At 61.7% G+C, this 12,124-nt stretch carries 12 protein-coding genes; 4 read left to right on the top strand and 8 right to left on the bottom strand.

Annotation, left to right across the window (positions count from 1 at the left end; all coding sequences use genetic code 11):
* Positions 1-74: 74 nt before the first annotated feature.
* Positions 75-1,049, bottom strand: coding sequence for a 4-hydroxy-3-methylbut-2-enyl diphosphate reductase (gene ispH, locus PHO31112_RS07495; RefSeq protein WP_150619925.1), 975 nt, complete (start codon positions 1,047-1,049; stop codon positions 75-77).
* Between the two features lie 8 nt (positions 1,050-1,057).
* Complete coding sequence (locus tag PHO31112_RS07490) at positions 1,058-1,513, bottom strand: FKBP-type peptidyl-prolyl cis-trans isomerase (protein ID WP_150619924.1); 456 nt, start codon at positions 1,511-1,513, stop codon at positions 1,058-1,060.
* Positions 1,514-1,677: 164 nt separating this feature from the next.
* Between PHO31112_RS07490 and radC the strand changes: the two genes are divergently transcribed.
* From radC to nadB, 4 genes are all read left to right on the top strand, one after another.
* Complete coding sequence (gene radC, locus PHO31112_RS07485) at positions 1,678-2,352, top strand: RadC family protein (protein WP_150619923.1); 675 nt, start codon at positions 1,678-1,680, stop codon at positions 2,350-2,352.
* 222 nt (positions 2,353-2,574) lie between these two features.
* Positions 2,575-2,808: a 50S ribosomal protein L28 gene (gene rpmB / locus PHO31112_RS07480; RefSeq protein WP_010807101.1), complete on the top strand. Its 234-nt coding sequence runs from the start codon at positions 2,575-2,577 to the stop codon at positions 2,806-2,808.
* A gap of 15 nt (positions 2,809-2,823) precedes the next feature.
* On the top strand, positions 2,824-2,991 hold the full coding sequence (gene rpmG / locus PHO31112_RS07475) for a 50S ribosomal protein L33 (RefSeq protein WP_010807102.1): 168 nt from the start codon (positions 2,824-2,826) through the stop codon (positions 2,989-2,991).
* 242 nt (positions 2,992-3,233) lie between these two features.
* Positions 3,234-4,838 carry an L-aspartate oxidase gene (nadB, locus tag PHO31112_RS07470; RefSeq protein ID WP_150619922.1) on the top strand — a complete coding sequence of 535 codons (1,605 nt, stop codon included), beginning with the start codon at positions 3,234-3,236 and terminating at the stop codon, positions 4,836-4,838.
* A gap of 90 nt (positions 4,839-4,928) precedes the next feature.
* Here the strand turns inward: nadB and nadC are convergent, their stop codons facing one another.
* The 6 genes from nadC to purN form a co-directional block, all read right to left on the bottom strand.
* Positions 4,929-5,834, bottom strand: coding sequence for a carboxylating nicotinate-nucleotide diphosphorylase (nadC, locus tag PHO31112_RS07465; RefSeq protein ID WP_150619921.1), 906 nt, complete (start codon positions 5,832-5,834; stop codon positions 4,929-4,931).
* Entirely contained in the window at positions 5,831-6,964 is a 1,134-nt protein-coding gene (gene nadA / locus PHO31112_RS07460; protein ID WP_150619920.1) for a quinolinate synthase NadA, read from the bottom strand. Before nadA ends, nadC begins: the two co-directional genes overlap by 4 nt.
* Before the next feature lie 93 nt (positions 6,965-7,057).
* The gene (locus tag PHO31112_RS07455; protein WP_150619919.1) at positions 7,058-8,254 is read right to left on the bottom strand and encodes a DesA family fatty acid desaturase; all 1,197 of its coding nucleotides are present in this window, start codon (positions 8,252-8,254) and stop codon (positions 7,058-7,060) included.
* Between the two features lie 304 nt (positions 8,255-8,558).
* Entirely contained in the window at positions 8,559-9,953 is a 1,395-nt protein-coding gene (locus PHO31112_RS07450) for a mechanosensitive ion channel family protein (protein WP_150619918.1), read from the bottom strand.
* Positions 9,954-9,995: 42 nt separating this feature from the next.
* The gene (locus PHO31112_RS07445) at positions 9,996-11,267 is read right to left on the bottom strand and encodes an RsmB/NOP family class I SAM-dependent RNA methyltransferase (RefSeq protein ID WP_150620103.1); all 1,272 of its coding nucleotides are present in this window, start codon (positions 11,265-11,267) and stop codon (positions 9,996-9,998) included.
* Positions 11,268-11,461: 194 nt separating this feature from the next.
* On the bottom strand, positions 11,462-12,112 hold the full coding sequence (gene purN / locus PHO31112_RS07440) for a phosphoribosylglycinamide formyltransferase (RefSeq protein WP_150619917.1): 651 nt from the start codon (positions 12,110-12,112) through the stop codon (positions 11,462-11,464).
* Positions 12,113-12,124: the final 12 nt, after the last annotated feature.

The raw sequence follows: 12,124 nt of genomic DNA, 5'->3' as shown, positions 1-12,124 counted from the left end.
GCAGGATGCGACACCCGGTTTGCGAGCCATGCAGCGTTGCCGCTGGTCGTTGGGTCTGATTTGCGCGGACGGCGTTAGCCGACAGCGACCTGCGCGAGGCCTTTGGGCAGCGGGAATGCGATGTTTTCTTCCACGCCCTCGAGCACCTTGACCTGATTGACGCCCAATTCACGCAGACGCGTCACGATCGATTGCGCCAGCACTTCAGGCGCCGAGGCGCCTGCCGTCACACCGATACGGCGCTTGCCATCGAACCATTCTGGCTTGAGCTGATCGGGCGAATCAACCATATAGGCGGGCACGCCCATCTTTTCGGCCACTTCGCGCAAACGGTTCGAATTGGAACTATTCGGACTGCCGACGACCACGACCACGTCGCACTGGGGCGCCATGAATTTCACGGCATCCTGACGATTCTGCGTCGCGTAGCAAATATCCTGCTTCTTCGGCTCGGTAATCAACGGGAAGCGCTTCTTGAGCGCGTTGATGACCTCGGCGGCATCGTCGACAGACAGCGTCGTCTGCGTCACGTACGCGAGCTTGTCTTCGTTCGCCACCTGCAGCGCCAACACGTCTTCAATCGTCTCGACGAGGAACATGCCCTCACCCGATTGGCCCATCGTGCCTTCCACTTCGGGGTGTCCCTTATGGCCGATCATGACGATCTCGAGCCCCTGACCGCGCATCTTCGCCACTTCGACGTGCACCTTCGTGACGAGCGGACATGTGGCGTCGAAGATGCGCAGACCGCGCGCTTCCGCTTCTGTGCGCACGGCTTGCGACACGCCATGCGCGCTGAAGATCAGCGTATTGCCCGACGGCACGTCCGTCAGTTCTTCGACGAAAATCGCTCCCTTCTTGCGCAGGTTTTCGACGACATACGCGTTGTGCACGATCTCGTGGCGCACGTAAATCGGCGCGCCGTACATCGCAAGCGCGCGCTCGACGATCTCAATGGCGCGGTCGACGCCCGCGCAAAAGCCGCGCGGCTGGGCCAGCAGGATTTCCGCATCCGACAACGTCGGTGCTACGACTTGGGTGGCGCTCATTTCGATTCCTACAGAATGCCGATAATCTGGACTTCGAACACGATCGGCTGGCCGGCCAGCGGATGGTTGAAGTCGAACAATGCCCAGCCGTCGCCCAGTTCGCGCAGGATGCCCGCATAGCGGCCACCGCTCGGCGCGTTGAACTCGACCAGATCGCCAACGCTATATTCTTCGCCAAAGTTGCTGTTTTCCTGCAGCGTCTTCATCGAGACGCGTTGCAGCAGTTCCGGATTGCGCGGGCCGAAAGCCTGCTCGGGCGCCAACTCGATCTGGCGCCGCTCCCCCACGGTCATTCCCAGCAGCGCCTGCTCCAGCGTCGGGGCCATCTGGCCGCCACCGAGCTGTAGCGTCGCCGGCGTGCCTTCAAACGTGTTGACGATGTCCGCACCGTCGGGCGCGGCGATCCGGTAGTGGAGCGTCAGATAGGAATCGTCTTGAACCACGGGGGTTGCAACAGAACTCATGAGGGTCTCACAGCAAGGTCAAGCTATTATTGTAAATGACGTCGCGTTGCGCGTCCGGCTCCCCAGCAAAGCAGCCCCGATTTTTTCCCGTCGGCGGCCGCGTTTCATATTAGTAAGTGACACTCGCGATCATGCGCGCGAACGTGTCCGTCTCTGGAGTCGTCATGTCCATCGCTCAATGGCCGCTTGCCGAGCGTCCCCGTGAAAAAATGCTGGCCCAAGGCGCCAACGCACTTTCCGATGCCGAATTGCTCGCGATTCTGCTGCGCACCGGCTCGCAAGGACGCAATGCCGTCGATCTCGGGCGCGAATTGCTCGTTCGCAGCGGATCGCTCGCCCGTCTGCTCTCCATGCCCTTCGAAAGTTTGCGCCAGATCCCGGGACTGGGGCAGGCCAAATGCCTGCAGTTCCAGGCTGCGCTTGAAGTGGCTCGCAGAATGCTGGGCGAAGGCATGCAGTCGAGCAGCCTGCTCGATTCCCCAACCCGCGTGCGCGACTATCTTCGCCTCACGCTTCAGGATCGCTCGCGTGAGCGCTTCGCCTGCCTGTTTCTCGACGCCGCGCACCGGCTCGTCAGCACCCGTGTGATGTTCGAAGGCACGCTGACGCAAACATGCGCATATCCACGGGAGGTGGTACGCGCCGCGCTCGAAGTCCACGCGGCAGCCGTCATCGTCGCGCACAATCACCCATCGGGCGTGCCCACCCCGAGCGCGGCGGATCTGGCGTTGACCCGCCAGTTGGGCGACGCGCTGGCCTTGCTCGAGATCCGTCTGCTGGATCACTTCATCGTGGCTGGCGACAGCGTGTACTCGCTCGCAGAGCACGGCGAGTTGTGATCCGCTACAACACTTGCCCAAGATTTTGGCATTCGGGTCGCGTTCTCGTGGCGCTTGCGCTATAATCCGTCCCTTCCCCGAATCTCCGACAGACGTTTCCCGCCAGGGACTCGCATCCTAATCACTAAAGCGATTGATTTGTCTGGGATTTTTGTGGTATCATCGCGGTCTGTCTTTTCGACTCACCTTTTTTTACACAGAATTCTGGGTTAGGAGTGCTTCATGGCACGCGTATGTCAAGTGACCGGGAAAGCGCCGATGGTCGGCAACAACGTTTCCCACGCCAACAACAAAACCAAGCGCCGTTTTCTCCCGAACTTGCAAAATCGCCGGTTCTGGGTTGAAAGTGAAAACCGCTTTGTTCGTCTTCGTATTTCGCGAGCTGGCCTGCGCCTGATCGACAAGAACGGTATTGACGCCGTTCTGGCAGATCTGCGTTCGCGCAACGCAGTCTAAGTTTAGGAGCTCATCATGGCAAAAGGCGCTCGCGACAAGATCAAGCTGGAATCGACCGCAGGTACGGGTCATTTCTACACGACCACCAAGAACAAGCGTACCCATCCGGAAAAGATGGAAATCAGCAAGTTCGATCCGGTGGCTCGTAAGCACGTGCCCTACAAGGAAACCAAGATCAAATAAGATCAACAGGTTTTCTCGCAGCAATTCTCTGCTGTGTTCGATACCCCGCCATTGGCGGGGTTTTTCGTTTGGGCGTACCGAAATCTGCAACACTACGCTATGCGTAGTTACGCAAGGCACAATTTCATCGAAGTGCGCATAGGGTCATATGTCAAGCGCGTATTCACTCGCTATACTGGCTTACTTCCCATAACAAGGATCGCACCACCGCCGTGGCGTCGATTCCAGAGACTGCGCGTACCATGAATTTCGATGTCGTCATTGTCGGTAGCGGGCTCGCCGGCCAGTCCGTCGCCCTGCATCTGGCCAGCACCTGCCGCGTAGCATTGGTCGCAAAACGCCCGATGCCCGAAGGCGCGAGCGACTGGGCACAAGGCGGCATCGCCGCCGTGCTCGACTCGACCGACAGCGTCGGCGAGCATGTCGCCGATACCCTCATTGCCGGCGCCGGCTTGTGCGACGAGGCCGCCACTCGATTCATCATCGAACACAGCCGCGAAGCCATCGAGTGGCTCATCGCCCAAGGTGTGCCTTTCACGCGTGACGACGCTGCCGAACTCGGTTTCCATCTGACGCGCGAAGGCGGCCACAGCCATCGACGTATCATCCATGCTGCCGACGCCACCGGACACGCCGTCATCACCACGCTCACCGAGCGCGTGCGCCAACATCCGAATATCACCCTCTTCGAAAATCATTTCGCGGTCGACCTGATTACGTCCGACCGAGCCGATGCGGCGCCGACTGCCGGACGTCACTGCCAAGGTCTGTATGTTCAGGATCTCGGCACCGGCGAGGTGCACGCAATGACGTCACGACACACGGTGCTGGCTACCGGAGGGGCGGGCAAAGTCTATCTGTACACCACGAACCCCGACACCGCGACCGGCGACGGTATCGCCATGGCCTGGCGTGCCGGCTGCCGTATCGCGAACATGGAGTTCATTCAGTTCCACCCGACCTGCCTCTATCATCCCTACGCCAAGTCATTCCTGATCACGGAAGCGGTGCGCGGTGAAGGTGGACGTCTGGTACTGCCGGACGGTACGCGCTTCATGCTGCAACATGACCCGCGCGCCGAACTGGCGCCGCGCGACATCGTCGCCCGCGCCATCGACTTCGAGATGAAAAAACACGGCCTGGACTGCGTGTATCTCGATATCAGCCATCAGAGTCCGGAATTCCTGCGCGAGCATTTCCCCACGATTCTGGCGCGCTGCGCCGAACTGGGCATCGACATCACGAAGCAGCCGATCCCGGTTGTACCTGCGGCGCACTATACGTGCGGCGGTATTGTCACCGACATGCACGGCCGCACCGACCTGCCTGGACTCTATGCCGTTGGCGAAGCCACCTATACGGGCCTGCATGGGGCCAACCGCCTCGCCAGCAACTCGCTGCTCGAATGCCTCGTACTTGGCAAAGCTGCGGCGGCGGATATCCAGCGCGGCGAATCGACGCATGCTGCCGCAACGGATGTCCCCGCATGGGACGAAAGCCGCGTCTCGGACGCCGACGAAGAAGTTGTTGTCGCGCACAACTGGGACGAGTTGCGCCGCATGATGTGGAATTACGTCGGCATTGTCCGTACGACCAAGCGGCTGGAGCGGGCACAGCACCGAATTGCCCTGCTGCGCGAAGAAATTGCCGAGTACTACGCGAATTTCAGAGTGAGCCGCGATTTGCTTGAGCTTCGGAATCTGGTGGACGTGGCGTCGCTGATCGTGGACAGCGCGCTGGATCGTCACGAGAGCCGAGGATTGCACTTCTCCCGGGATTTTCCGGATACCCTGCCGAAAGCCCTGCCGACAGTACTGTCGCCTGCATTACCGCGACGCGTTCGCTAATCCGAATCCAGCATCGCTGGCACCAAGGCAAACAAAAGGCCGCAGGTTTTACCCTGCGGCCTTTGATTTTCTGTCATGACAACGGGATGCTTAGCCCACTGTCTCCAGAATCCGCATCGAGAAATCGGTGGCACGAACGTCCTTGGTGAGTCCGCCGATGGAAATCCGGTCGACCCCCGTCTCGGCAATCGCACGCAGTGTTTCGAGATTGATGCCCCCCGACGCCTCCAGCAACGCGCGGCCATCGGTGACTCGTGCGGCCTCACGCATCATTTCCAGCGTGAAGTTGTCGAGCAGGATCGACTTCGCGCCGCACTCGAGTACCGTCTCGAGTTCCTCGAGCGACTCCACCTCGATCTGCGCCGGCGCACCATCCGCGAGACGCTCGGCGTTCGCCAGCACCTCACGAATACCGCCAGCCGCCGCGATGTGATTTTCCTTGATGAGAATGCCGTCGTAGAGCGCAAGACGTTGGTTCGCTCCGCCGCCCACGCGTACCGCGAACTTCTGAGCGAGACGCAGGCCGGGCAGTGTCTTGCGGGTATCGAGCACGCGCGCCTTCGTCCCTTCGACGATATCGGCGTAGCGGCGCACTGTCGTCGCCACACCTGAGAGCAACTGGAGGAAGTTCATCGATGTGCGCTCGCCCGTCAACAGCGCGCGCGCAGGCCCATAAATGTCGCACACCGCCGAATCAGGCGCCATGCGCTCCCCCTCGCGGTAGTGCCATTGCACGCGGACCTCCGCGTTCACGCCTTGCATACAGCGCTCGAACCAACGCACACCGCACAGCACCGCCGACTCACGCACGATGACGCGCGCATGCGCCATTTCGTCGGCTGGCACGAGCAACCCCGTCAAATCACCGCTGCCGATGTCTTCGGCAAGCGCCTCACGCACGTTGCGCGAAAGCGCCGCCTCGAGCGGCTCGCCGAACTCGGCGAAATCCGGGGAGAGCGCCTCGTCGGTGCTCAGCGTTTTAGATTGCGTCATCATGCGGGACCTACACCGGCAAACAGCGCGCCATCGCGCGCAAAATCACCGCTGGCACGCACATTCTGTTTGCGCGCTTCGGCGAACTTCAGCATACGGTCGATACAGGTATGGGCGCGACGGCTGATCTCCGCATCGACGTGAATCTCATTGCGCCCGGACTCCAGCACGTCGGCCAGATTCCGCAGACCGTTCATTGCCATCCACGGGCAATGCGCGCAGCTCTTGCAAGTGGCGCTGTTTCCAGCTGTCGGCGCTTCGATGAAGCGCTTGCCCGGTGCCGCTGCACGCATCTTGTGAAGAATACCGTTGTCCGTGGCGACGATGAATTCGGTCGCATCCATCGTCTGGGCGGCCGCAATCATCTGCGACGTCGAACCGACCACATCCGCCTGCTCGACCACGGATGCGGGCGACTCCGGATGCACAAGCACCTTGGCATTCGGAAACTCGCGGCGCAGCAACTCAAGCTCGGTGCCCTTGAATTCGTCGTGCACCAGGCAAGCGCCCTGCCACAGCAACATATCGGCACCCGTTTGCTTCTGGACGTAGCTGCCCAGATGGCGATCCGGTGCCCAGAGGATCTTTTTCCCCTGCGCGTGCAAATGGGCCACGATTTCCAGCCCGATGGACGATGTCACCATCCAGTCGGCCCGTGCCTTCACCGCAGCGCTCGTATTCGCGTAGACAACGACCGTGCGATCGGGGTGCGCATCGCAAAATGCGGCGAACTCGTCGGCCGGGCAGCCAAGATCAAGCGAACAGGTCGCGTCGAGATCCGGCATCAAAATGCGTTTTTCGGGACTGAGAATCTTCGAGGTCTCGCCCATGAACCGCACGCCGGCCACCACCAGCGTCTTGGCCGAGTGATTCCGGCCGAAGCGTGCCATTTCAAGCGAATCGGCCACGCAACCGCCGGTCTCCTCGGCAAGGTCCTGCAAATCGGCATCGACGTAGTAATGGGCCACCAGCACAGCGTCCTGCTCTACGAGCAGGCGCTTGATCCGGGCCTTGAGCGCCGCCCGCTCCTCCTGCGACGGCGCATCCGGGACGCGCGCCCAAGCGTGGGCAACGCACGTGGCGCCACTCGGTGCGGGGCGCTCGAATTCTACGGATTTGAGTGAGGCATTCATTTTCGCTTGGCCCGTGGGAGGCCGGGAATGACAAAACCCCGCCGTGGCGGGGTTTTGATTATGCGTCAAAAATGGATTTTTAGCTTATCCCGTTCACGCGTAGCGGCGCAAACGCGAAGCGAATTCCTGCAGCGCGTGGATACCGCTCTGCTCGGCACGGTGGCACCAATTCTGCAATTGGCTCAGAAGCTGTTCACGCGACGCGTTCGAACGCTCCCAGATACCGGCCAGTTCACGACGCAACTCGTAATACGTCTTCACGGCGTTGCTGTGCGCAAAAATCTCGCCCAGTTGCTGCTTCTGCGGCTCTTGCAACGAAGCTTCGTCGTGATGCAGCCACTTGCGCGCGCCACGGAACAACTGGTACTCGCCGTGCTGATGCTTATCCTTGAAACGCGCCAGCTCTTGGCCATAGGCACGCTTGAAGGTCTTGGCGTAACGCTCCATCACTTCGTAGCGGTTCGAGAGCACGGCCTGCAACGTATCTTCGTCGCATGCAGCCTTGTTTTTCGCGAGCTTCGGCGTCGGCGCAATCTTCTTCACCTTGGCCAGTCCCACCATCGACAGCAGGCGAATGTACAGCCAGCCGATATCGAACTCGTACCACTTGTTCGACAGCTTGGCCGACGTCGCGTACGTGTGGTGATTGTTGTGCAGTTCCTCACCACCGATGATGATGCCCCACGGCAGCAGGTTCGTCGACGCGTCGGCGCAGTTGAAGTTGCGATAGCCCCAGTAGTGGCCCAGACCGTTGACCACGCCGGCGGCCCAGAACGGAATCCACACCATCTGCACGGCCCACACGGTCAGACCTATCGCGCCGAACAGCGCGATATCGATGATCATCATGAAGCTCACGCCGAGAATCGGATAACGCCTGTAGACGTGATTCTCGAGCCAGTCGTTCGGCGTGCCGTGGCTGAACTTGCGAATCGTTTCTTCATTCTTCGCTTCGGTGCGGTACAGCTCGGCGCCCTCGGCGAGAACCTTCCACAGACCACGCGTTTGCGGGCTATGCGGATCTTCCGGCGTTTCGCACTTGGCGTGGTGCTTGCGGTGAATAGCAGCCCACTCGCTGGTGACCATACCCGTGGTCATCCACAGCCAGAAACGGAAAAAGTGGGAGACGATCGGATGCACGTCGAGCGCGCGGTGCGCCTGGCAACGGTGCAGATAGATCGTAACGGCGGCAATCGTCACATGGGTGACGGCCAGCGTGAACAACGTGATCTCCCAGCCGCTCCAGTCGAGCAGGCCGTTAGAGATAAATCCAAGGAGACTGTCCAGCAAAATATCACTCCAAACTAATCAATACGGTAGCAGTCACGGCAACACCGCCGTGTCTTGTCTTGTCGGGCCGATGCGGCATCGATGGCCGTCGCGTCAGGTCTCGTTCTTACGCTCGCTTGACGCTTGGATTCGCTGGAGTTCGGCAAGTTGCTGAATGCCGGGGCGAGATGGGCGGAAAACGTGCCGGTGAACGTCGGTTTGTTATTGGTTTGCCGGGCATTTTACCTGACGGACTGTTGCCCGTGTGTAACCTGCCCACCACGCATTTTGTCGCAGGTCAACCCGCAGCCCAGGGCAAAACGGTCTACGACGGCTTCTTCTCGCCGTCGTCAGCCGGTGATAGCACGGGTTTTGGCGTATCGGCCGGTAAATCCGGGCGATTGACGCCGGCAGCGGGGACACCCTCAGCCCAGTCATTCAAAATGCGTATTTCGCGCTGTGCATACGGAATTTCAATACCGTGCTCTCGAAAAGTGCGCCAAATGCGCATATTGATCGCCGATCGGATACCTCCGCTGCCCTGGGCCGGATCTTGCACCCAAAAGCCCATTTCAAGATCCATCCCATCAGCGCCGAAGTTAAGCAGCAACGCTGACGGCGGCGGGTCGGCCAGCACCCTGGGAACGTCCTGCGCCGCTTCCAGCATCAGCGACATCGCCAGTTCCACGTCGGCGCTGTAGGCTACCTGCACATTGACCTTGGCGCGCCCGCGAGTCTCGGTAAACGAGTGGTTCTGCACCACATTCGTCACCAGTTGCTCGTTCGGCACCAGCGCTTCGACGCCATCCAGCCCGCGAACGACCGTATAGCGCGTATTGATCTGCGAAACCGTGCCATGATACGGGCTGATCGTAATGAGGTCGCCGATGCGCACCGAACGGTCGAGCAGAATGATGAAGCCCGATACGAGGTTCGAGGCAATCTTTTGCAAACCGAAGCCCAGCCCCACGCCTAACGCGCCGCCAAACACGCCGAGCACGGTGATATCGATGCCCACGAACGACAGCGTCGCGAGCACCGCAATCAACGTCAGCGCACCCTTGACCAGCCGCGACATCACCACTTTCAGATTGCCGTCGAGCGTGGTCGTGCGCATGATCCTGTCTTCGATCAGCGAACCGACCCACATCGCCAGCACGAGCGTCACGCCGACCCAGAGCAAGCCTGAGAGGATCGAGAGCAACGTCAGATGGCTCGCGCCGACCGCGAAGCGCACGCTGCCCAGCCAACCGAGGATGTCGTCGTGCACGCCCAGCACGTAGGCCAGCATCGACAGCCAGGCGAACGCCGTGAACACACGCTCGAAGACTTTCAACAGCCCATAGGCTTGCGGCGACGACGCGAACAGCCGCCGCGCAACGTAGAACGCCAGATAGATCAGCGCGGTACCGAACAGCGGCACCTCGGTCAGCCGCAGCAGCGAGACGCGCATGTGCTCCTGAAGCACCACGCGCGTGAGTGCCACGCACATCCAGCCGAACATCGGGAAGAACGAACGGCGCAGGCTCGACGAGCCCGCCCGGCGCGACGGCGCGACACGCTCGAAATGACGGTCGAGCCGGCCGATCATCCAGCGACGCAGCACAAAGGCGACGGCGAGCGCGCCCGCCAGCGCCACGATCTGCCAGATGATCTGCGGGTCGCCAAAGTCGCGAACGACGTCGCGCACCAACCTCGCGAAAGCCGGACTTTCCTGCATTGCGATCTCTCTTCTTGTTGTTAGCCGACGCCGGGAATCGACTTACGCGGCACGGCGCTCGAACACGGCGGCAAAAAAGCCGTCGGTCGCGTTACGGTTTGGCAGCAATTCGAGGTACTTGCCCGTATCGAGGTCGATTTTCTGCGACGCGAGCAACTCGTTCGCCGGCACCAGGACAAAATCGGGGTGCGAGGCCGCAAACGCCTCGGCAATGGCACTGTTTTCTTCGGTCAGCAGACTGCACGTGGCGTACACGAGACGCCCGCCCGGCTTCACCAGACGGGCAGCGCTCGCCAGGATCGACGCCTGCTTCTGCGTGAGCTCCTGCACCGATTGCGGCGACTGGCGCCACTTCAGATCCGGATTGCGACGCAGCGTGCCCAGCCCGCTGCACGGCGCGTCGACCAGCACACGGTCGATCTTGCCCGCCAGACGCTTGATCTTGCTGTCGTTCTCGCTGTCGATCATCACCGGATAGACGTTCGACAGGCCGCTGCGCGCCAGACGCGGCTTGAGCTTGGCCAGACGCTTCTCCGAAATGTCGAATGCATACAGACGCCCCGTGGAGCGCATCTGCGCCCCGATGGCGAGCGTCTTGCCGCCGGCCCCGGCACAGAAGTCGACGATCATCTCGCCGCGACGCGGTGCGACCAGTTGGCACAGCAACTGGCTACCCTCGTCCTGCACTTCGATCGCGCCGGAGATGAACAGCGGGTGTTTTTGCAGCGCGGGCTTGCCCGCCAGACGGATGCCGTTGGGCGCAAACGGCGTCGCTTCGGCCGAGAAGCCGTCTTCACGCAGCTTCGCGAGGACATCGTCGCGATTCGCCTTGATCACGTTCACGCGGCAGTCGAGCGGCGCGGGCTGGTTCAGCGCGGCGGCGAGCGCTTCGAGTTCGGTGCTGTCGAACCGCTTGGCCAGTCGCTCGTAGAGCCATTCCGGCAAATTGGTGCGCACGCGCGCGGAAAGACTTGCCGGGTCGATCTGACCGACGTGTTCGAGCCAAGTGAGTTCATCGGGTGTTGCCACCAGTTGCACCGACGCCAGACCGCGCGTGAACGCCAGACCGAGCAGCGCCAGGCGGCGTTCCAGCGGCCCGGAGCCGCTTCCCGCGTGCTGCCCGAATTCAAGCTTGCGACGCAGGATGGCGAAGACCGTCTCCGCCAGAACCCCGCGCTCGCGATGGCCCAGCTTGGCGTTGGCGCGGAAGTACGTGCTCACAAGCGTATCGGCCGGGCCGCTGAACGTCAGCACGCTGCCGAGCAGGCGTTGGGTGTGTTCGAAGAGTGCCGGCGACAGGTGCTCGCCGCGCATGCGGGCCGTCTCGGCAGGCGGGGCCTCCGGGCGGCGATCGTTGCGCGAACGGTCGTAGCGGTCGGGGCGGACGTAACGCTCCTGGCGCTCTCCCGTCTGCCCCCCCTTGGACGGCTGACGGGCGTCGGAGGATCGGCCGCCGGAGCGGTGACCGGATTGATTCGCGCCATCGCGGCGTTGTGTCGGGCGTGTGCTCATGCGTCGTCACCAAAAAGCCATTGCGGATCGGGCGTGCCGTCGGCCGCGGGTGTCACCGTCACGCGGCCATCGGCCACGATCAGACGGTCTTCCACGAACCAGCGCACGGCGCGCGGATAAATGATGTGTTCCAGCGGCAGGATGCGCTCGGCCAGTGTCTCGGGCGTGTCCCCTGCGCGCACCGGCACGACTGCTTGCAGCACGTACGGGCCGTGATCGAGTTCGGCCGTCACGAAATGCACCGTGGCGCCGACAACCTTGCAGCCGGCTTCCAGGGCGCGGGCGTGCGTTTGCAGGCCCGGAAAAGCAGGCAGCAGCGACGGGTGGATATTGATGAGCCGGCCGGCGTAGCGTTCGGTAAATTCCGGCGTGAGAATGCGCATGAAGCCGGCGAGCACGACCAGATCGGGCTGGTGACGGTCGATCTCAGTGGCCAGTTCGGCGTCGAATGCCTCGCGGGTCTTGCCGCGGCTGGGCACCACGGCCGTGGCGATACCATTTTCTTGCGCGAATCCGAGACCGTCGGCCTCGGGGCGATTGGCGATGACAGCGGCCACGCGGGCCGGCCAGCCTTCTGCGGTACAAGCCCGGACGATGGCTTGCATGTTGCTGCCTCGTCCGGAAATCAGGATGACAATGTTCTTCATCGCCGGATTTTA

The sequence above is a fragment of the Pandoraea horticolens genome, from assembly GCF_902459555.1.
GTDB lineage: Bacteria > Pseudomonadota > Gammaproteobacteria > Burkholderiales > Burkholderiaceae > Pandoraea > Pandoraea horticolens.
This window is presented reverse-complemented; position numbering and strand designations above follow the sequence as displayed.

Excerpts from the sequence above, each read along its gene's own strand:
- ispH (WP_150619925.1), bottom strand. The coding sequence starts at position 1,049 with ATGAGCGCCACCCAAGTCGTAGCACCGACGTTGTCGGATGCGGAAATC.
- PHO31112_RS07490 (WP_150619924.1), bottom strand. The coding sequence starts at position 1,513 with ATGAGTTCTGTTGCAACCCCCGTGGTTCAAGACGATTCCTATCTGACG.
- radC (WP_150619923.1), top strand. The coding sequence starts at position 1,678 with ATGTCCATCGCTCAATGGCCGCTTGCCGAGCGTCCCCGTGAAAAAATG.
- rpmB (WP_010807101.1), top strand. The coding sequence starts at position 2,575 with ATGGCACGCGTATGTCAAGTGACCGGGAAAGCGCCGATGGTCGGCAAC.
- rpmG (WP_010807102.1), top strand. The coding sequence starts at position 2,824 with ATGGCAAAAGGCGCTCGCGACAAGATCAAGCTGGAATCGACCGCAGGT.
- nadB (WP_150619922.1), top strand. The coding sequence starts at position 3,234 with ATGAATTTCGATGTCGTCATTGTCGGTAGCGGGCTCGCCGGCCAGTCC.
- nadC (WP_150619921.1), bottom strand. The coding sequence starts at position 5,834 with ATGATGACGCAATCTAAAACGCTGAGCACCGACGAGGCGCTCTCCCCG.
- nadA (WP_150619920.1), bottom strand. The coding sequence starts at position 6,964 with ATGAATGCCTCACTCAAATCCGTAGAATTCGAGCGCCCCGCACCGAGT.
- PHO31112_RS07450 (WP_150619918.1), bottom strand. The coding sequence starts at position 9,953 with ATGCAGGAAAGTCCGGCTTTCGCGAGGTTGGTGCGCGACGTCGTTCGC.
- PHO31112_RS07445 (WP_150620103.1), bottom strand. The coding sequence starts at position 11,267 with ATGCGCGGCGAGCACCTGTCGCCGGCACTCTTCGAACACACCCAACGC.
- purN (WP_150619917.1), bottom strand. The coding sequence starts at position 12,112 with ATGAAGAACATTGTCATCCTGATTTCCGGACGAGGCAGCAACATGCAA.